The organism is Mesorhizobium maamorense (assembly GCF_044998965.1).
GTDB lineage: Bacteria > Pseudomonadota > Alphaproteobacteria > Rhizobiales > Rhizobiaceae > Mesorhizobium.
Map to the genome: position 1 here is coordinate 3,879,359 of NZ_CP173356.1, position 18,500 is coordinate 3,897,858.

The window sequence follows — 18,500 nt, forward strand, 5'->3', positions numbered from 1 at the left end:
CATGGCTGCCACCAGGAAGACAAAACAGCCGCAGCTCGATGAAGGCGGCATGGGCTATTTGCAGAGCGTGCCGCGCCGTGTGGTGACGGTCTATCTCCCCCTGCTCGTGTTCGTCATCGTGCTCTTGTTCCCGTTCTACTGGATGACGATCACAGCGGTTAAGCCCAATGTCGAAATGACAGACTATGCCAATTTCAACCCGCTCTGGGTCGTGCATCCGACATTGGAGCACATCCGCTATCTTCTCTTCGAGACGTCCTATCCGGGCTGGCTGCTCAACACAATCATCATTTCGACCGCCGCCACTTTCCTGTCGCTGGTGGCGTCGGTTTTCGCGGCCTATGCGATCGAGCGGCTGCGGTTCTCCGGGGCACGGCAGGTCGGCCTCGCGGTGTTCCTCGCCTATCTCGTGCCGCCCTCCATACTGTTCATCCCCTTGTCGGTGATGGTGTTCAACCTCGGGCTTTACGACACGCCCTTCGCGCTCATCCTCACCTACCCGACCTTCCTGATCCCCTTCTGCACCTGGCTGCTGATGGGTTACTTCCGCTCCATCCCGTTCGAACTGGAAGAATGTGCGCTCATAGACGGGGCAAGCCGCTGGCAGATCCTGAGCAAGATCGTGCTGCCCCTGTCGGTGCCTGGCCTGATCTCGGCGGGCATATTCGCATTCACCCTGTCATGGAACGAATTCATCTATGCCTTGACGTTCATTCAGTCGTCCGAAAACAAGACCGTGCCGGTCGGGGTGCTCACCGAACTCGTACGCTCCGACGTCTATGAATGGGGTGCCCTGATGGCGGGCGCGCTGATCGGATCCCTGCCGGTCGTCGTGCTCTATTCGTTCTTCGTCGAGCACTACGTCTCCTCGATGACCGGCGCGGTGAAGGAATAGCGCCGCCCCGATGCCGCGGGCGCTTTTCCTGGAATTGCCCTAGCCCAGGCTTTTGCCGTAGCGGGCAAAGCTTTCGGCCAGGACAGTCGTGCTCGCGCCGGCCCGTTCGGGCCGTTTGTAGATGCCGCCCTCGACGCGGATCGGTTCCTCGAAGTGATCCTTGATCCAGGGGATGTATTCGAGGATCGTCGATGCAGGATGCCAGTAGCTCAGATGCACATGCACCTGGCTCATCTCGCCGGCATGCGGAACGACGGGAAGCCGATGCGCCAGTGCCAGGTCCGCGACCTGGACGTATTCCGTTATTCCTCCGAGCCGCGTGACGTCCGGCTGGACGTAGGCGACGGCTCCTGTATCGACAAAGGAGCGGAACGCGTCGATGGTGTAGAGCTGCTCGCCGAGCGCGATCGGGATCGATGTATTGCGCGCGAGCGTGGCGTGGCTGGCGACATCGTCATACCAGAGCGGCTCCTCGAACCAGTAGATATCGAGGTCGCGCGCCAGCGCGCAGAACCGCTGGCAGGTCGGAAGATCCCACTTGCCGTTGCCGTCGATTGCGATCCGGATCCTTGGTCCGACACGTTTGCGCACAGCCGCCAGGCGCTCGACGTCGACATTTGGGTCGTCATGGCCGACCTTGATCTTGATGCGTGTGAATCCATCCTCCTCGACGGCTTTCGCGGAGCCGCGCAGCAACGTGTCCAGATCGAACGAAATCCAGCCGATATCGGTATTGTAGGCCTCCAGGGCATCGGTGCGCGCGCCGCCGAGATAACTCCACAGCGGCAGGCCCGCCCGTTTCGCCTTCAGATCCCACAACGCGATATCGATTGCGGCCAGCGCCAGATGCGTGATGCCGGCCCGACCGACCCATTGAAGCGAAGGATGGCGCGCAAGCCTGGTCCATAGACGCTGATGATCCGAGGCGTCTTCGCCTACCAGAAGCGGCGCGTAACACTCGCCGATGCAGGACGTTATCAGCCGGTCGGCGGCCAGATGGGCATGCGTGCCGGTGAAGCCATAACCTTCCAGCCCATCCGTGGTCACGATCTTCGTACCCACGACACCCCAATGGGTGATGCTGTGGGTCGAGTCCGAAATGGAGTCCGAGGTGAGTGGAAGATGGAGAATGAACGGGCGGACGGAGGCGATTTTCATCTATGACCCTTGGCGGATATGAATTTGTCAATGAAGGAGCTGCGAGAGGAATTCGCGTGCCCGCTGATGCTTCGGGGCTGCGAAGAACTCCTTCGGCGTGGCCTCCTCGAGTATCCGGCCCTTGTCCATGAAGACGACCCGGTCGGCCACCTGGCTGGCGAAGCCCATTTCGTGCGTCACGCAGATCATCGTCATGCCTTCGGAGGCCAGCGAGACCATGGTGTCGAGCACTTCCTTGACCATTTCCGGATCGAGAGCCGAGGTCGGTTCATCGAAGAGCATGATCTTGGGCTGCATGCAGAGCGCGCGGGCGATCGCGACGCGCTGCTGCTGGCCGCCGGAAAGCTGGGACGGATACTTGTCCGCCTGATCGGCGATCCGAACCTTGTGCAACATCTCCAGCGCTCTCTCCGAAGCGTCCCTGCGCGATTTTCCGAGCACGCGGATCGGCGCCAGCGTACAGTTCTCGATCACCTTGAGATGCGGGAAGAGGTTGAACTGCTGGAACACCATGCCGATGTCCCGGCGCGGAACCATACGTCCGTGGGACTTCTCGACCAGCGGTTTGCCGTCGATTTCCACCGAGCCTTGCTGCAGGTCTTCCAAGCCGTTGATGCAGCGGATCAAGGTCGACTTGCCTGAGCCCGACGGCCCGCAGACGACAATCTTTTCGCCCTTCGCCACCTCAAGGCTGACGTGATCGAGCGCCTGAAACCCGCCGAACATCTTCACCGCATCGCGCAGTTTCACAAAGGCGCTGCCGTTGGCGTCCATGAACTCCTCCTTGTTGCGAAGTTGGCTTGTAACCCGAAAGATCGAAATCGGAAAATAAAAAATTTTCTATTTTTAATTTTTCTGTTGCGCCGAACCGGAACCTGACCGATGCTTGGGCCATGAGCATGATCAAGACAACATTGGCCGAGCAGGCCTACCAGGAGCTGCGGTCCCGGATCGTCGGCGGCAGGCTGGCAGGCGGGCAGCGCCTGTTGCCAAACGAATTGGCGGCGGAACTGGGCATCAGTCCCACGCCTGTCAAGGAAGCCTGCCTGCGGCTGGAGGCGGACGGGCTTCTCGTCAATTCCTCGCGGCGCGGCATGGTGGTCCGCAGCTTCAACGAGGAAGCCGTCGAGGAATTATACGCGGCCAGGACACTGCTCGAGAAAGGGGCCGTGGAAGCAGCCTTCGACGCAGGACGGCTCGATGAGGCGCTGCGGGCGAAGCTCCAGGACAGCCTCGAAAACCACAGGCGCTTCGCCAAAGGGTCGTCGCTCGACGATCTGGCGAAGGCGCTCTCCCATGACCGGGCCTTCCACAGTTCGCTCGTCGGCGCCGCGGGGATACCGATGATCTCCGAGGTCCACTCCCGCATTGTCGGCCAGACGCATACGGTCTTCGTCTCGATTCCAGGCGATTACAGCCGCTCGGTCGAGGAGCACCAGGATATTCTCGATGCCATCGTCGCCGGCAAGAAGAGCCAGATCCTCGCGGCGCTTCAGCGACATCTCGAGAGAAGCCGGCAGAACACCTTGCGCCAGGTAAAAGTCCTTGCGCGAGCGATCGAACCGAACCTTGTTTGAAGACCGGGGACGAGTGTGGGGTACCTAGATTTTTCCGGGACATTCGCGCGCGGCGACCTGTTCGTGCACGCCGCCATGCTGACTGTCGGCCTGTCGGCCGCCGCGCTGGTTCTGGGCATGTGCGTCGGCATCGTCGGCGCCCTGATGAGACTTTCGAGCTCGAAAGTCCTCTCCTCAATCGCGGCCGCCTATGTGGAAATCATCCGAAACACGCCGTTTCTGGTGCAGATCTACATCGTCTATTTCGGCCTGCCCTCGGTCGGCATTCGCATTTCCGAAGTGACGGCGGCCATCCTCTCCCTGACGCTCTACGCGGGCGCCTATATCACCGAGATCGTCCGTGCCGGCATCCAGACGATCGGCAAGGGACAGCGGGAGGCGGCGCACACGCTTGGCATGTCACCGTATCTCACCTTCCGCTATGTCGTTCTGCTGCCGGCGATTTCAGCGATCTTTCCGGCACTGACCAGCCAGTTCATCCTGATCATGCTGGCCTCCAGCGTCGTTTCGGTCATCTCCGTCCCGGAACTGACCGGCGTCGCCAATGATGTGCAGGGCCTGACCTTCCGAAGCCTGGAAGCCTATCTCGTGGTCGCGGCCATCTACCTTGTCCTGACGGCTGCATTCAAAGGCGTCTTCGCACTGATTGACCGTGCCCTCTTCTCCTTCCGCTTTGCAGGGCGATGACGATGTTCCAGACATTCAACCTCCATCATGTCGGGTTTCTGCTGCAATGTGCGACGTGGACGGTCGTCCTCTCGGGAATTGCGCTTGCAGGCGGCGCCATCGGCGGATCGATTATCGCCCTCATGCGCCTCTCCCGCTTCGCCTGGCTGCGCTGGATCGCACAGGCCTATATCTATGTCATCCAGGGAACGCCCCTGCTCGTCATTCTCTTCATCGCCTATTTCGGCGTCGCCAATCTCGGCTATGACCTTCCGGCGATCTACGCGGCCGGCCTTGGATTTACGCTCTACAGCAGCGCGTTCCTCGGCGAGATCTGGCGCGGGTCGATCCAGTCGATCAACAAGGGGCAATGGGAAGCGTCGTTCGTGCTGGCGCTTGGCTGGCGGCACACGATGACCGACGTCATCATCCCGCAGGCGCTTCGCGTCGCCATTCCTCCGACGGTCGGCTTCTCCGTTCAGGTCGTCAAGAACACCGCGCTTGCTTCGGTCGTCGGCTTTATCGAACTGACGAGAGCAGGACAGATCGTCTCCAGCGCCACGTTCCAGCCGCTGCCCGTCTATCTGACGGTCGCGGCCATCTACTTCGGCATCTGCTCCATACTGTCCCATGCCAGCCGCCGCCTGGAGCGCCGCCTGCAGCAGGCAGCCAACTGAAGATCCGGTTCATCACACCAGGGAGGAAAGTATCATGCTATTGAAGAGACTTGCTGTCGGGGTCGCCGCGATGCTGGCGATGATATTGCCCGCGAAGGCCGAGAGCACTCTGGACGCCATCGTGCAGCGCGGCACCATCAATGTCGGCGTCGGCCTTGGAACGCCGCCTTATGGCCTGATGGACAGCAGCATGCAGCCCGACGGCTATGACGTGTCCGTAGCAAAGGCAATCGCCCGCGATCTCGGCGTCAAGGTCAACATCGTCGACACGACGGCAGCCAACCGCATCCCGAACCTGACTTCGGGCAAGCTCGACATCGTGATCTATTCGTTCTCGATCACCGCCGAGCGCGCCAAGGCCATCGCGTTCACCAACACCTACTATGTCGACCAGCAGGTCTATGTCGGTCCCGCCGACCAGCCGATCACCAAGATCGAGGATCTGGCCGGCAGGAAGATCGGCGTGACGCGGGCCAGCACGAACGACATCGTCATGACCAAAAAGGCCGTCGAAGGCGCACAGATCCAGCGCTATGACGATGACGCGTCGACGTCCCAGGCGCTGTTCGCAGGTCAGGTCGAAGGCATCGTGACCAGCGGAGCGCTTGCCCGCGCCGTCGAGGAGCACGATCCCAACCTCAAGAAGCAGTTCGTCGTGGCGCAGGCGCCGATGGGCATAGGCCTGCGCCGCAACGACCCGGACTTCCTGCACTGGCTGAACACGGAGCTCTTCATGCTCCAGTCTACAGGTGAGCTGCAGGCCCTGCAGAAAAAATGGATGGGTGTCGAAGTCGACCTGCCCCGCTTCTGAGAATGACTGGATCCGGGACTCCCCCGGATCCACACATGCCGCTGCGATCGGTTTATCGAAGGTTTTTCCATGAAAATCACGGATGTGAAGGTGCGCTGCTGCCAGCGCAAACCAGGCGATTTTGCCGCCAGCGCGTTTCGAACCGGGGATTTCGCGAAGTTCGAATTTCTCACCGTCACCATGGCGACGGATACCGGGCTCGAGGCAACCGCCTTCGGGTTCGCCGGTCGTTCGGCGGCGGGCGCCGGCAGGCTGATTGCCGACACGCTGCGTCCGTTCTTCATCGGCCGTGACCCGCTCGACCGGGAAAAGGCATGGCACGATTTCCGGGTGGCCGACCGCTGGTGGGGCCACTTGCCGATCTATGCCTACGGACCATTCGACACCTGCCTCTGGCTGCTGTCGGCCACCGCCGCCGGGCAGCCTCTCTACAAATATCTCGGCGCCTTCCGCGAACGCGTGCCGGTCTATGGCAGCTCGATGATCCTGTCGGGGCCGCAGGACTATGTGAAAGAGGCGCTGCGCGCCATGGCCGAAGGGTTGCGGGCCTACAAGCTCCATACACCCGGTCTCGATCTCGACTACGATATCGACGTCCATCGCCAGGTCCGCGCCGCCGTCGGGCCGGATTTCACGCTGATGTCGGATCCGGTCTCGATGTTCAATCTCGAGCAGTCGATCCGCTTCGGTCGCGAGTTGGAAAGGCTCGACTTCTACTGGCTGGAAGAGCCTTTATACGACGAGGACGTTCATTCGCTGCGGGAGCTCGCCCGCACCCTCGAAATCCCGCTCGTCGGGACGGAAGTCCTTGCGAAGCACCCTTACAGCATCGCCGAATGCATCTCGACGCATGTCGTCGATCGCGTTCGGGCAGACGTTTCCTGGACGGGCGGCGTCACGGGCGTCATGAAGACGGCCCGCCTCGCCGAAGCCTTCGGCGTCAATTGCGAGATCCATACCGCCATCTTCCACCCGATGGAGATCGTCAACCTGCATTGCGCCGCGGCGATCAAGAACTGCGACTTCTTCGAAGTGCTCTATCCGATGGAGAACTTCGCCTTCGGCCTCAAACAGCCGCTGCCAATCAAGGACGGCTACGCAATCCCGCCGTCAGCCCCCGGCCTCGGGGTCGAGATCGACTGGGATGCCATCGACAACAGCACGATCTGTGAGGCCTGAGCGCCATGATGAAAGCTGTCTGCCTCGAGGAACCCGGCAAGATCTCCCTGGTCGAATTGCCCGAACCAAAACCGGGCCCGGGCGAAGTCGCGGTGCGGATGGAGTATGTGGGGTATTGCGGTTCCGACCTGACGTCGTTTCGCGGCCTCAATCCGCTGATCTCCTACCCACGCGTTCTGGGCCATGAAATCTCCGGCACCATCTCGGCGCTCGGCGACGGCGTCAGCGCGCTTGCGGTCGGCCAGTCCGTGACTATTCTTCCCTATTTCAATTGCGGCAAGTGCCATGCCTGCCGCCTTGGCAGGCCGAACGCCTGCAAGGACAACCGGACGATGGGCGTCCAGCGCGAGGGCGCGATGGCCTCGATCGTCGTCGTTCCCGCGGGCAAGGTCATTCCGGTCGAGGGCATGCGCCAGCGGGACCTCGCGCTGATCGAGCCGCTTGCCGTCGGTTTCCATGCCGTCCGCCGCTCCGAGCTTTCGGCTGGAGAAACCGTCGTCATCCTTGGCTGCGGCGTTATTGGGCTCGGCGCCTTGCTCGCCGCTGTGAGGCGGGGCTCACGCGTGATCGCAGTGGACCTTAGCGCCGACAAACTTGCCATTGCCAAGGCGCTCGGCGCCACTGACATCATCGATGTCTCGCGCGAAGATATCCTGGCGCATGTCCTGGAACTGACCAGTGGGGACGGTCCGCAGGTCGTCATCGAGGCCGTCGGCGCGGATGCGACCTTCCGGCAGGCGATCGACCTCGTGGCGTCCTGCGGCCGGGTCGTCTATGTCGGCTACGCCAAGAACAAGATCGCCTACGACACCAAGTTCTTCCTGCTCAAGGAGATGGATATCCGCGGGTCGCGCGGCTCCGAGATCGCCGATTTCCACGATGTTATCGGCTATCTGAAGCAACATCGGGACGCCGGCGACCGCATCGTCTCACGCGTCGTGCCAATCGAGGAAGCAGGTGCGGCCATGCAAGCCTGGGATAAGAACCCCGGAGGCTTCACCAAGATCGTCGTCCGGATCGAAGCGAAGGAAGACGCATGAGCATCAACGATATCTTCGGGCTGGAGGGGCAGCATGCGGTGGTGACCGGCGGCGGAAGCGGCCTCGGCCTTGCGATCGCCACCTGTTTCGTCGAAGCCGGCGCCAAGGTGACGATCGTCGGCACCAACGCCGCGAAGCTCGCTTCCGCCTGCGAGACGCTGGGGCCTTCCGCCACGAGCCATGTCTTCGACGTGACCGACACTGCCGGTGCCACGGGTTTCGCCAGCGACGTGGCAAAAAATCCGGACGCGTCTCGATCCTCGTCAACAATGCCGGCAACACGGTCAAGAAGCCGCTGGGCGAGATGAGCGTAGAGGCCTTCAATTCGGTGCTGAACGTCCATGTCGGCGGCGCCTTCGCCCTCTCGCGCGCCTTCCTGCCGCAGGTGACGGACGCAAAGGGCAGCATCCTTTTCACCGCCTCGATGAGCTCCTTCCTCGGCATTCCCAACGTGATCGGCTATTCGGCGGCGAAATCCGCCTATGTCGGTATGGTGAGGGCGCTGGCGACCGAACTTGCGCCTAGCGGGGTACGCGTCAACGGTGTGGCACCAGGCTGGATCGACACCGCGCTTCTACGCCAGGCCACCGCAGCCGATCCGGAAAGGGCGCGCAAGATCAACAGCCGCATTCCCATGGGTCGTTTCGGCGAGGGCGCCGATATCGGCTGGGCCATGACCTACCTCGCCTCACGCGCCTCAGCCTATGTGACCGGCCATATACTGGTGGTCGACGGCGGCGCGCTGCACGGCTTCTGACCACTATAGTTTTTTCGAGGGAGAAAACAGATGACGACCGATACTGACAAGGCGATCTTCGAAGTCATCCGCAAGGAACTCTTCACGGCCGTCGTCGGCGACGTGCTTGATGTAATGGGTCACCGCCGGCAGTTCCTGCCGGCCGGGATCGCGCCGTTGCAGCCGGAGATGAAAGTCATCGGCCGCGCGATGCCGGTGCTGGAGGCGGACGTGTTTTCCGGCGGTTCGCCGGATGCGCACGGTCCGCTCGCGAACAAACCGTTCGGCCTCATGATGGAAGCGCTGGACAGCCTGACGGAGAACGATGTCTATATCGCCAGCGGCTCCTCCTTCCGCTACGCGCTGTGGGGCGGGCTGATGTCCACCAGGGCCCAGAAGCTGAAGGCTGCCGGCGCCGTCCTCAACGGCTATATCCGCGACTCCTGGGAAATCGAAAAGCTCGGCTTTTCGGTCTTCTCGCGCGGCATCTATGCCCAGGACCAGGGCCCGCGAGGCAAGGTGATCGACTATGGCTGCCCAATCGAGATCGAAGGCATCCTGGTAACGCCCGGCGACCTGATCTTCGGCGACCGCGAGGGCGTGCTTGTGATCCCGCGCGAGGCGGAAAAGGAAGCGATCGAGCGCGCGATCGAGAAGGTCAGCACAGAGAACAAGGTCGCAACCGCGATCCGCGACGGCATGAGCGCCTGCGAAGCCTTCCGTACCTTCGGCGTCATGTGAGCCGACGATGGACGATCCTCGTCTGCTCCTGCTCTGCGATCACGACAATGTGCTGGTCGCCTGCCGGCGCATCGAAGCCGGTGAGACCATCATCGTCGGCGGCGAGCCGCGCATTCTGGTCAAGGCCGTGGAGCTCGGCCACAAGCTGGCGCGGCTGCCGATCGCCCCGGGGATGAAGGTCATCAAATACGGCGTCCCGATCGGCTCGGCGACGCGGTCGATCGGACCCGGCGAGCACGTCCATATTCACAATCTGAAGAGCGACTACACCAAAACGCACGTAATAGCGAAGACCGGATCATGAACGGCGAACAGTCCACCATCCTCGGCTATCTCAGGCCGGACGGTCGCAAGGGCATCCGCAACATTGTGATCGTGGCCTATCTGGTAGAGTGCGCGCATCATGTCGGTCGCGAAATTGTCTCCCATTTCCGCGGCAGGGACGTGCATCTGATCGGCTTTCCAGGCTGCTTTCCCAATCCCTATGCGCAGCGGATGATGGAGCGTCTGTGTACGCATCCCAATGTCGCCGCGGTACTGCTGCTGTCACTGGGATGCGAAAGCTTCAACAAATTCTCGCTCGCCCGCACCGTCGAGGCAAGCGGGCGGCCCGTGGCAACGCTGACCATCCAGGAAAACGGCGGCACGTTGTCGACGATTTCCGACGGCATCGAATGGGTCGGGCAACGCCTGCAAGAGCTGGGCGCGGTCGCGAGAGTGCCAATGGATGCGAGTGAACTCATCGTCGGCACGATCTGCGGTGGATCGGACGGCACCAGCGGCATGACCGGCAACCCCGCCGCCGGCCTTGCCTTCGATCGGCTGGTCCGGGCAGGAGCGGCCTGTATTTTCGAGGAAACCGGCGAGCTGATCGGCTGCGAAGAGATCATGGCGAGCCGTGCCGTGACGCCTGAACTCGGCGTCGAGCTACGCGCCTCCGTGGCAAAGGCAGCGCAATACTACGCGACGCTAGGCTATGGCAGTTTCGCTCCGGGCAATGCCGATGGCGGCCTATCCACCATCGAGGAGAAATCGATGGGTGCTTATGCCAAATCGGGCTCGTCGCCGATTTCGGGCCTCATCAAGCCGGGTGACATTCCCCCTGGCGGCGGACTCTACCTGATGGATGTCGTGCCGGATGGGGACGTGCGTTTTGGCTTCCCCAACATCTCGGACAATGCCGAGATCGTGGAGCTCATCGCTTCCGGTTGTCACCTCACGCTGTTCGTCACCGGCCGCGGTTCGGTCTCGGGGTCGGCGGTCGCGCCGGTCATAAAGATTTGCGCCAATCCCGAAACATACCGTCGCCTGTCGGGCGACATGGACGTCGATGCCGGACGTATCCTCGAAGGGGCCGCCACCTTGTCGGATGTCGGCGACGAAATCTTCAATCTGGTTCTTGCTGTCGGCAATGGCCATGCGACGAAATCCGAACAACTCGGGCACCGCGAATTCATCCTGACCTACAAGACTTTCGAACCGATCGGTCCCGCATGTCTGCCGGGCGCACAGCCAAAGGCTGGTCACCGAAGCTGAAGCCGCCGACGTTTGCCGTGTGCCTGCGAGCGCTGTTTGCGTCTGTGCTGAAGCGGCGCGATCCTTGACCAGCGCAGGAGCAAATGCATGGCGGGCCGAACAATCTGGCGACAAGCTCACTCGTTTTGTTTGAAGCGCGGCACGCCGAAACGGATTCATGCGAGCCGCTTAGGTCTTGTTTTGCATGTCGCTAGATCGAACCGAGGTTGCTTGGGCAAACCAGCATTGGGCTGGCGGCTCGCAACCGCCTCACCTCCATACGGACAATTCAAATCAGCGGGCCTGCGTCAGCCATACGCCGCTTCCTGATATCTGGGGGAAGCGTCTTCTCGTTTTGGCGAGGGTTCTGTTCCGCCGGCGCGAATGAGCTGCCTGCCTGGTCGGAAAAAAACAGCTTCCAGCGGCCCGGGCGGAACGCTACCCGGCTCTTCTGCGCCGCGGGATGGTCGACGGGCAGCTCGATCTCGACGCGCTGGCGTTCGCCGCCGATCTCGAGTTCCACCCGGCGGGTACCGGCGACGCGGCGGCTGGCGACCACCGTGCCGGCGATGCAGCCAGAGCAGCCGCTCAGCAATTCGACGTCGTGCGGGCGGAAGTACAGCCTGGCATTGCCGCTGGCGGCCTCCGGCGCCGACAGCCCGATCGGGCGATCGGCGAGCCAGACCTCGCCATTCTCAACCTTGACGGGAAGCGAGCTCGATTCGCCGATGAAGCCATAGACGAAAGGCGAGTTCGGCCTGTCATAGATGTCGTCGGCTGTGCCGACCTGCTCGATGCGGCCCTGGCTCATCACCACGACGCGGTCGGCAAGCTCCAGCGCCTCTTCCTGGTCGTGGGTGACGAAGACGGTGGTGTGGCCGGTGGCGTCATGGATGTCGCGCAGCCAGCGGCGCAGTTCCCGGCGCACCTGCGCGTCGAGCGCGCCGAACGGCTCGTCGAGCAGAAGCACTTTGGGTTCGATCGCCATGGCGCGGGCCAGCGCGACGCGCTGGCGCTGGCCACCGGATAGCTGCGCCGGATAGCGCTTCTCCAGGCCCGAGAGCTGGACCAAGTCGAGCAGCTCGGAGGCGCGGCGGCGGATCTCCTGCGCCGGCGGCCGCGTCGAGCCCTGCCGGACCTTGAGGCCGAAGCCGATATTGTCCGAGACCGTCATGTGCCGGAACAGCGCGTAGTGCTGGAAGACGAAGCCGACATTGCGCTCCTGGATCGATTTGTGCGAGGCGTCCTCGTCGCCGAAGAAGATCTTGCCGCGCGTCGGCCGCTCCAGCCCGGCAATCAGCCGCAGCAGCGTCGTCTTGCCCGAGCCCGACGGCCCCAGCAACGCGATCAGCTCGCCCGACTTGATGTCGAGCGACACGTCATGGAGCGCGGGAAACCGCTCGAACTCCTTGCGCACATTGGCAACGCGAACTTCCATCAACAGTCCCTTTGTAGTGGCTGCATGCCGTTATCCCAAACCGGTTCCCGCTTTTGGGCGACATGTCTTTTGTTTCATGCATGCCGTTATCCCAAAACCGGTTTCCACGTTTGGGCGACATGCATCAATGTCCACGCGCGGCGGCGATCTCGGCGCCGTAACGCATCTCGAGCAGTGTCTTCAGGACCAGCGTCACCAGCGCCAGTCCGGCCAGCAGCGAGGCGACGGCAAAGGCGCCGACGGCGTTGTATTCATTGTAGAGGATTTCGACATGCAGCGGCATGGTGTTGGTCAGGCCGCGTATATGGCCCGACACCACCGAGACCGCGCCGAACTCGCCCATGGCGCGCGCATTGCACAAGAGCACGCCGTAAAGCAGCCCCCATTTGACGTTGGGCAGCGTCACATACCAGAAGGCCTGCCAGCCATTGGCGCCGAGCGACAGCGCGGCCTCCTCGTCGCCATTGCCCTGCTCCTGCATCAGCGGGATCAGCTCGCGGGCCACGAAGGGGAAGGTGACGAAGATGGTGGCCAGCACAATGCCGGGCACGGCGAACAGGATGACGATGCCGTGCGCCTTCAGCCAGGCGCCGAGCAGCCCCTGGGCGCCGAACAGAAGCACATAGACCAGGCCCGAGATGACCGGCGAGACCGAGAACGGCAGGTCGATCAGCGTGGTCAGGAAGGCCTTGCCCTTGAACTCGAACTTGGCGATCGCCCAGGCGGCCGAGATGCCGAAGACGACATTGAGCGGCACCGAGATCGCCGCCACCAGCAGCGTCAGCCGGATCGCCGAGCGCGTATCGGGATGGGCGAGCGCTTCGGTGTAGGCGCCGACGCCCTTGGCGAAGGCTTCGTTGAAGACGATGATCAGCGGCAACAGCAGGAAGATGCCGAGGAAGGCGAAGGCGATCGCCATCAGCACGGCCTGCGCCGGGCGGCTTTCGGTCACCGCCGCCGAGCGGCTGTCGTGATGCGGCTCGTAGGATTTGATCTCCGGATCAGCCATAGCGCTTGCGGCTCCATGTCTGCGCCAGGTTGACGATGAGCAGCATCAGGAACGACAGCGCCAGCATGATCGCGGCGATGGCGGTCGCCGCCGGGTAATTGTACTCCTCCAGCCGGATGACGATCAAAAGCGGCGCGATCTCGGACTTGTAGGGCAGGTTGCCGGCGATGAAGATGACCGAGCCGTATTCGCCGACGCCGCGCGCGAAAGCCAGCGCGAAGCCGGTGACGATGGCCGGCGCCAGGCCCGGGAACAGCACCCGGGTGACGATCTGGAAGCGGCTGGCGCCGAGCGTGGCGGCGGCCTCCTCCACCTCCTTGTCGATCTCCTCCATGATCGGCTGCACGGTGCGCACGACGAAGGGCAGGCCGATGAAGACCAGCGCGATGACGATGCCGAGCGGGGTGTAGGCGACCTTGAGCCCAAGCGGCAGCAACAGCTTGCCGATCCAGCCATTGGGCGCGTAGAGCGTGGTCAGCGCGATGCCGGCCACCGCCGTCGGCAGCGCGAAGGGCAGGTCGACCATGGCATCGACGATGCGGCGGCCGGGAAAACGGTAGCGCACCAGCACCCAGGCGACCAGCGTGCCGAACACGACATTGACGGCGGCCGCGACAAAGGCGGTGCCGAAGCTGATCTCCAGCGCGTTGATGGTGCGCCGGTCGGTGGCGATCGCCCAGAAATCGGTCCAGCCGAGCGCCGCGGAGCGCCAGACCAGCCCCGACAGCGGAATGAGGATGATGAGGGTAAGGTAGGCAAGCGAGAAGCCGAGCGTCAATCCGAAACCCGGAATGACGCTCGGCTGTCGAAACCGCCAACCCGCCCGAGCGGGTGCTGTGATGGCCACTGCTGTCATGGAGTTCTGGATCGCCCCACTCTTCAAGCCAGATTGCCCTTCGCTATGACTTCAAGAGCCTTGGGCGTGCAAGTTCGTTGAAAGATACGGCGCCTACTTCCATTCGCCCAAAGGCGTGTGGATTTTCTTCCTTCGCCGTCATTCGGGCTTTCTCCAGCTCTTCTGACTACTCCTTACTGCGCAGGTCTCCAGGTCTGGTTGGATGAGCACCATCACCGAAATGATAGGGTACGCGCATTCTTCAATCGTCGAAAAATTAAGCCAGAAGTTTGCATGTCGCGACCAGCGTTGGGTCCCGAGCATCCACCGCGCGCATACCGCCCGGCAGACGGCGTTCGGCGGATCGGACGGCAGAATTTGCAGACGTCGTCGTGTGGACCAGGCGACGCCGACAATGACGAAAGCGAAGCTATGGCAGCAAGTAGTAGCGAACACAATCGCGCGCGGATCAGCCGACAGTCGGAAGTGGGACCCTTGCTCAAAAGAATAGGTTGGCCACGCCACTAAGATATCTCACGCGTTCCCGTGATGGCCTTCTACGCAATACAAAACCAACGCATCATGGAGCGCATAAATCAGATTAGAAATCCGCCTGGGGAGGAGGATATGAAAAACATCTCAAATGACCTGATGGAAATTGCCGGCCGAATTCGCCCTGCGCGGGAAGCCTTCGCGGAGGCGGACAGGAGGAGGGTCGAATCCGCTTTGGAGGCAGGACGACTTCTTTGCCAGGCCAAGGACGACTGCCTGCACCAGCAATGGATGGCTTTCCTGAGATGGGCCGATATGGATGAACAAGAGGCTCGAAAGCTGATGCAGCTTGCCCGCGCGGGACTGACATCGTGCGTCGTTTCGGAAATCGGCGGCATCGATGCGGCACTGGCCTATCTTGTGGAGGCAAGATTGCCCGAGCCGGAAGAGTGCCTGACCGTGGGCCGCGTAGGCTGGCCGGAAAAGAACACGCCCTTCGCGATTATCAAACCCAATGCCGCGCATCCCGGCTATTACGATATCGCCATTGCCGACATGTGGGCCAATCCAGCAACGGTTTTCTCATCGAGAAAGCCGCTTCGGGGGGAAAGCATGAGGCAAGCCGACGGATCGTTCTTCAACAGCCTCTGGCATATTGTCGATCGTGAATTGGATGTCCCGCATTCGCAGCGCGAGTTCCAGATGATGCCGGCGGATCTGTTCTCGCGAGATGGTGCCTTCCTCTTCGCCAAGCCTGTCTCCGCGGCTGACAGTGCGACGGAAAGCGAGGCGCACAGCTACATTCTTTGAATGTTCGCCGGCAAATGCGACCGCGCGCAACCCGCAACAATTCCATTGCATGGACCGGAAAAACGCCCTGCCGGCCTCGGCGTGCTCTGCCTAGCGTTGTTCGTCACGGCAGAACACTCCAGCGCGCAGTCTCACCCGGACGAAGATCTATCATGCTCAGGCGAGGCTGTTCGAGGGCAATTTCCTGACTCGGCTCCCGGACGGCAAGTTGAAGCGAGAACCGAACTACCCTCTAAGAGCATGGCAAAAAGACCAAACGGCCGCCGACCGGAATTTTGACGGAAAATGAACTCAAGCAATCGACGCGCCAATGAAGCGCCGTCAGCCGGCTTGCAGCCGAGCGTGGCTGCGCGCCAGATCATCTCGTCTCGTCCATTTGCAATGGCCATCAGCACTTAGCGTTGTCAAACCGCGCCAGACGACCGTCCGGGCCCATACCAGGTCTCGGAAGTGGTAATGTCTTATCCGATTGCGCACTCCATTTTCTTGGCCGCTGCTGGCTTAATCGCGTCAGTTGTCATCATCAGAGTGGCGGTTACATGCGCATCGCGATTGTTGGTTCGGGTTACGTGGGTCTTGTATCGGGCGCTTGCCTGGCTGATTTCGGCCATCAAGTCGTCTGCGTCGATAAGGCGGAGGCCAAGATTGCCGATCTCCAGGCCGGAAGAATGCCGATCTATGAGCCAGGTCTCGACGACCTCGTCGACAAGAATTCCGCGAGCAGCCAGCTCACCTTCACCAGCACGCTTACAGCGGCAGTCGCCGATGCGGACGTGGTGTTCATTGCTGTCGGGACGCCTTCGAGGCGAGGCGACGGCCATGCCGATCTGTCCTATGTCTACGAAGCGGCCCGGGAAATCGCGGCCGCTGTTCACGGGTTCACCGTGGTGGCAATCAAATCCACGGTGCCGGTGGGCACGGGGGATGAGGTCGAACGGATCATTCGCCAATGCAATCCCCTAGCCGATGTGGCCGTCGTCTCCAACCCGGAATTCCTGCGCGAAGGAGCCGCGATCGACGACTTCAAACGACCAGACCGGATCGTTATCGGCCTCCCGTCGGACGAGCGTGGCCGGGAGGTGATGGCGGAGGTGTATCGGCCGCTCTATCTCAACCAGGCACCCATCCTGTTTACCGGCCGCCGCACGTCCGAGCTGATCAAATATGCGGCCAACGCCTTCCTGGCGCTCAAGATCACGTTCATCAACGAGATCGCGGATCTCTGCGAGAGCGTGGGCGCGAATGTGCGCGAGGTAGCGCGGGGCATCGGGCTCGACAATCGCATCGGCTCAAAGTTCCTGCACGCCGGCCCGGGCTATGGAGGATCCTGTTTTCCAAAAGACACGCTGGCTTTGGTCAAGACGGCGCAGGACAGCGGCGCGCCATTGCGCCTGATCGAAACGACGGTTGCCGTGAACGACCAGCGAAAACGCACCATGGCGCGCAAGATCGTATTTGCCTGCGGCGGAGATGTCCGCGCAAAGACAGTGGCCTTGCTGGGTCTTACCTTCAAACCCAACACCGATGACATCCGTGAAGCGCCTTCCCTCTCGATCATCCAGGCCTTGATCGATTTTGGAGCACATGTCCGAGTGTATGACCCCGAAGGCATGGAACAGGCGAAAATCGTGCTCGGCACAAGCGTAAGCTATGCCGAAGGCGCCTATGAATGCGCCGAGGGCGCCGACGCGCTGGTCATCGTGACCGAGTGGAATCAGTTCCGCGCCCTGGATTTTGAACGACTGTCCCGCACGATGTCGAAACGGGTGGTGGTCGACCTGCGCAACATTTACCGGCGGGAAGACATCTCCAAGCACGGCTTCGAGTACGTGAATATCGGTGAGGGAGCGGTCGGAGACAAGGCAGTTTTCGCCGCGGCCGCGGAATGAGGTATCTGGTCACCGGCACCGCAGGATTCATCGGTTTTCACCTTGCGCGCCGGCTGCTCGACGACGGTCATCGCGTCACCGGCTTCGACGGCATGACGCCATACTATGACATCGTCCTGAAGCAGTCCCGACACGCCCTGCTTGAAAGATACGACGCCTTTCGCGCCCATATCGGCCAACTGGAAGACCTGGATGCCCTTCGCCGCGCCGCGGACTCCGCCCGGCCCGATGTGATCGTGCATCTGGCCGCGCAGGCCGGTGTCCGCTACTCAATCGACAATCCGCGAAGTTACACGGACAGCAATCTCGTCGGCTCGTTCAACGTCCTTGAGCTTGCGCGTGAGCTCAAGCCCCGGCATTTGCTCCTTGCGTCCACGAGCTCGGCCTATGGAGCGAACGACAAGATGCCATTCGTCGAAACCGACAAGGCTGATTGGCCGTTGACCTTCTATGCGGCCACGAAGAAGGCGATGGAGGCGATGGCGCACTCCTATTCACATATCTTCGGAACGCCGACCACATGCTTCCGCTTCTTCACCGTATACGGCCCCTGGGGCCGGCCCGACATGGCGCTCTTCAAATTTGTCGACGCGATCGAGAACGGCCGTCCGATCGAAGTGTATGGCGAAGGCCTGATGAAGCGCGATTTCACCTATATCGATGATCTCGTCGAAGCCATCGTCCGACTCGTCGAATGCACGCCGGCGACAGGTCGCGCGGCGTCCGCTCCCGGCGTCGTCGACACGCTGTCACCCGTCGCGCCGTGGCGTGTCGTCAACATAGGCGGCGGCGAGCCTGTCGGGCTGCTGCCTTTCATCGAGACGATCGAGAACTGCCTGGGCAAACGCGCCATCCGCAAGATGTTGCCGATGCAGGCTGGCGACATGCGGGCAACCTATGCCGACCCCCGCCTGTTGGAGGCCCTTACGGGCTTTCGCCCTTGCACCAGCGTCGAGGACGGGGTGACCGCCTTCGTACGCTGGTATCTGGAAGAACGGCCGTCGCGGCCGACAATCGCCGCCTGAAGCGCGC

The 18,500-nt window shown here is 62.0% G+C and carries 18 protein-coding genes and 1 pseudogene; 14 read left to right on the forward strand and 5 right to left on the reverse strand.

All coding sequences use genetic code 11. From position 1 onward, the window contains the following. The first annotated feature begins 1 nt into the window (after position 1). The gene (locus ACIU1A_RS19515) at positions 2 to 895 is read left to right on the forward strand and encodes a carbohydrate ABC transporter permease (protein ID WP_140498410.1); all 894 of its coding nucleotides are present in this window, start codon (positions 2 to 4) and stop codon (positions 893 to 895) included. 39 nt (positions 896 to 934) lie between these two features. Here the strand turns inward: ACIU1A_RS19515 and ACIU1A_RS19520 are convergent, their stop codons facing one another. Beyond that, positions 935 to 2,053, reverse strand: a complete 1,119-nt coding sequence (locus ACIU1A_RS19520; RefSeq protein WP_404925042.1) for a mandelate racemase/muconate lactonizing enzyme family protein — start codon at positions 2,051 to 2,053, stop codon at positions 935 to 937. A gap of 27 nt (positions 2,054 to 2,080) precedes the next feature. Beyond that, positions 2,081 to 2,827 (reverse strand): amino acid ABC transporter ATP-binding protein, encoded by a 747-nt coding sequence (locus ACIU1A_RS19525; protein WP_140632381.1) that lies wholly within the window; start codon positions 2,825 to 2,827, stop codon positions 2,081 to 2,083. 119 nt (positions 2,828 to 2,946) lie between these two features. Here ACIU1A_RS19525 and ACIU1A_RS19530 point away from each other — a divergent pair, with 119 nt between their 5' ends. The 10 genes and pseudogenes from ACIU1A_RS19530 to ACIU1A_RS19575 all read left to right on the forward strand — a co-directional run bounded on the left by ACIU1A_RS19530 (position 2,947) and on the right by ACIU1A_RS19575 (position 11,016). Beyond that, the gene (locus ACIU1A_RS19530) at positions 2,947 to 3,630 is read left to right on the forward strand and encodes a GntR family transcriptional regulator (protein ID WP_140581261.1); all 684 of its coding nucleotides are present in this window, start codon (positions 2,947 to 2,949) and stop codon (positions 3,628 to 3,630) included. 15 nt (positions 3,631 to 3,645) lie between these two features. Further along, a complete protein-coding gene (locus ACIU1A_RS19535) occupies positions 3,646 to 4,317 on the forward strand; it encodes an amino acid ABC transporter permease (protein ID WP_140632383.1) in 672 nt (223 codons plus the stop codon). Positions 4,318 to 4,319: 2 nt separating this feature from the next. Beyond that, positions 4,320 to 4,973, forward strand: coding sequence for an amino acid ABC transporter permease (locus ACIU1A_RS19540; protein WP_140763391.1), 654 nt, complete (start codon positions 4,320 to 4,322; stop codon positions 4,971 to 4,973). A 34-nt stretch (positions 4,974 to 5,007) separates the two neighbouring features. Further along, positions 5,008 to 5,784, forward strand: coding sequence for a transporter substrate-binding domain-containing protein (locus ACIU1A_RS19545; protein WP_181165309.1), 777 nt, complete (start codon positions 5,008 to 5,010; stop codon positions 5,782 to 5,784). 69 nt (positions 5,785 to 5,853) lie between these two features. Beyond that, positions 5,854 to 6,963: an enolase C-terminal domain-like protein gene (locus ACIU1A_RS19550; protein ID WP_404925043.1), complete on the forward strand. Its 1,110-nt coding sequence runs from the start codon at positions 5,854 to 5,856 to the stop codon at positions 6,961 to 6,963. A gap of 5 nt (positions 6,964 to 6,968) precedes the next feature. After that, positions 6,969 to 8,003 (forward strand): zinc-binding alcohol dehydrogenase family protein, encoded by a 1,035-nt coding sequence (locus tag ACIU1A_RS19555; RefSeq protein WP_404925044.1) that lies wholly within the window; start codon positions 6,969 to 6,971, stop codon positions 8,001 to 8,003. After that, positions 8,000 to 8,760 (forward strand): annotated as a pseudogene (locus ACIU1A_RS19560) (SDR family NAD(P)-dependent oxidoreductase). The gene ACIU1A_RS19555 and the pseudogene ACIU1A_RS19560 overlap by 4 nt, the downstream one beginning before the upstream one ends. 30 nt (positions 8,761 to 8,790) lie before the next feature. Next, on the forward strand, positions 8,791 to 9,480 hold the full coding sequence (locus tag ACIU1A_RS19565) for an RraA family protein (RefSeq protein ID WP_140566383.1): 690 nt from the start codon (positions 8,791 to 8,793) through the stop codon (positions 9,478 to 9,480). A 7-nt stretch (positions 9,481 to 9,487) separates the two neighbouring features. Further along, positions 9,488 to 9,784: a UxaA family hydrolase gene (locus ACIU1A_RS19570; RefSeq protein ID WP_404925045.1), complete on the forward strand. Its 297-nt coding sequence runs from the start codon at positions 9,488 to 9,490 to the stop codon at positions 9,782 to 9,784. Then, entirely contained in the window at positions 9,781 to 11,016 is a 1,236-nt protein-coding gene (locus ACIU1A_RS19575; protein ID WP_404925046.1) for a UxaA family hydrolase, read from the forward strand. The genes ACIU1A_RS19570 and ACIU1A_RS19575 overlap by 4 nt, the downstream gene beginning before the upstream one ends. Before the next feature lie 268 nt (positions 11,017 to 11,284). Here ACIU1A_RS19575 and ACIU1A_RS19580 read toward each other — a convergent pair whose 3' ends face one another. From ACIU1A_RS19580 to cysT, 3 genes are all read right to left on the reverse strand, one after another. After that, positions 11,285 to 12,433 (reverse strand): sulfate/molybdate ABC transporter ATP-binding protein, encoded by a 1,149-nt coding sequence (locus ACIU1A_RS19580; protein ID WP_140514972.1) that lies wholly within the window; start codon positions 12,431 to 12,433, stop codon positions 11,285 to 11,287. A 124-nt stretch (positions 12,434 to 12,557) separates the two neighbouring features. After that, the gene (gene cysW / locus ACIU1A_RS19585) at positions 12,558 to 13,442 is read right to left on the reverse strand and encodes a sulfate ABC transporter permease subunit CysW (protein ID WP_140552357.1); all 885 of its coding nucleotides are present in this window, start codon (positions 13,440 to 13,442) and stop codon (positions 12,558 to 12,560) included. After that, on the reverse strand, positions 13,435 to 14,298 hold the full coding sequence (cysT, locus tag ACIU1A_RS19590; protein ID WP_404925047.1) for a sulfate ABC transporter permease subunit CysT: 864 nt from the start codon (positions 14,296 to 14,298) through the stop codon (positions 13,435 to 13,437). The genes cysW and cysT overlap by 8 nt, the downstream gene beginning before the upstream one ends. Before the next feature lie 606 nt (positions 14,299 to 14,904). Between cysT and ACIU1A_RS19595 the strand changes: the two genes are divergently transcribed. The 3 genes from ACIU1A_RS19595 to ACIU1A_RS19605 all read left to right on the forward strand — a co-directional run bounded on the left by ACIU1A_RS19595 (position 14,905) and on the right by ACIU1A_RS19605 (position 18,493). Then, the gene (locus ACIU1A_RS19595; protein WP_140498426.1) at positions 14,905 to 15,579 is read left to right on the forward strand and encodes a hypothetical protein; all 675 of its coding nucleotides are present in this window, start codon (positions 14,905 to 14,907) and stop codon (positions 15,577 to 15,579) included. Between the two features lie 539 nt (positions 15,580 to 16,118). After that, positions 16,119 to 17,468, forward strand: coding sequence for a UDP-glucose dehydrogenase family protein (locus ACIU1A_RS19600; protein ID WP_404925048.1), 1,350 nt, complete (start codon positions 16,119 to 16,121; stop codon positions 17,466 to 17,468). Then, on the forward strand, positions 17,465 to 18,493 hold the full coding sequence (locus ACIU1A_RS19605) for an NAD-dependent epimerase/dehydratase family protein (protein WP_404925049.1): 1,029 nt from the start codon (positions 17,465 to 17,467) through the stop codon (positions 18,491 to 18,493). Before ACIU1A_RS19600 ends, ACIU1A_RS19605 begins: the two co-directional genes overlap by 4 nt. Positions 18,494 to 18,500: the final 7 nt, after the last annotated feature.

Bases quoted from the DNA above. Each gene is read 5' to 3' on its own strand.
- ACIU1A_RS19515 (WP_140498410.1), top strand. From the start codon at position 2: ATGGCTGCCACCAGGAAGACAAAACAGCCGCAGCTCGATGAAGGCGGC.
- ACIU1A_RS19520 (WP_404925042.1), bottom strand. From the start codon at position 2,053: ATGAAAATCGCCTCCGTCCGCCCGTTCATTCTCCATCTTCCACTCACC.
- ACIU1A_RS19525 (WP_140632381.1), bottom strand. From the start codon at position 2,827: ATGGACGCCAACGGCAGCGCCTTTGTGAAACTGCGCGATGCGGTGAAG.
- ACIU1A_RS19530 (WP_140581261.1), top strand. From the start codon at position 2,947: ATGAGCATGATCAAGACAACATTGGCCGAGCAGGCCTACCAGGAGCTG.
- ACIU1A_RS19540 (WP_140763391.1), top strand. From the start codon at position 4,320: ATGTTCCAGACATTCAACCTCCATCATGTCGGGTTTCTGCTGCAATGT.
- ACIU1A_RS19545 (WP_181165309.1), top strand. From the start codon at position 5,008: ATGCTATTGAAGAGACTTGCTGTCGGGGTCGCCGCGATGCTGGCGATG.
- ACIU1A_RS19550 (WP_404925043.1), top strand. From the start codon at position 5,854: ATGAAAATCACGGATGTGAAGGTGCGCTGCTGCCAGCGCAAACCAGGC.
- ACIU1A_RS19555 (WP_404925044.1), top strand. From the start codon at position 6,969: ATGATGAAAGCTGTCTGCCTCGAGGAACCCGGCAAGATCTCCCTGGTC.
- ACIU1A_RS19565 (WP_140566383.1), top strand. From the start codon at position 8,791: ATGACGACCGATACTGACAAGGCGATCTTCGAAGTCATCCGCAAGGAA.
- ACIU1A_RS19570 (WP_404925045.1), top strand. From the start codon at position 9,488: ATGGACGATCCTCGTCTGCTCCTGCTCTGCGATCACGACAATGTGCTG.
- ACIU1A_RS19575 (WP_404925046.1), top strand. From the start codon at position 9,781: ATGAACGGCGAACAGTCCACCATCCTCGGCTATCTCAGGCCGGACGGT.
- ACIU1A_RS19580 (WP_140514972.1), bottom strand. From the start codon at position 12,433: ATGGAAGTTCGCGTTGCCAATGTGCGCAAGGAGTTCGAGCGGTTTCCC.
- cysW (WP_140552357.1), bottom strand. From the start codon at position 13,442: ATGGCTGATCCGGAGATCAAATCCTACGAGCCGCATCACGACAGCCGC.
- cysT (WP_404925047.1), bottom strand. From the start codon at position 14,298: ATGACAGCAGTGGCCATCACAGCACCCGCTCGGGCGGGTTGGCGGTTT.
- ACIU1A_RS19595 (WP_140498426.1), top strand. From the start codon at position 14,905: ATGAAAAACATCTCAAATGACCTGATGGAAATTGCCGGCCGAATTCGC.
- ACIU1A_RS19600 (WP_404925048.1), top strand. From the start codon at position 16,119: ATGCGCATCGCGATTGTTGGTTCGGGTTACGTGGGTCTTGTATCGGGC.
- ACIU1A_RS19605 (WP_404925049.1), top strand. From the start codon at position 17,465: ATGAGGTATCTGGTCACCGGCACCGCAGGATTCATCGGTTTTCACCTT.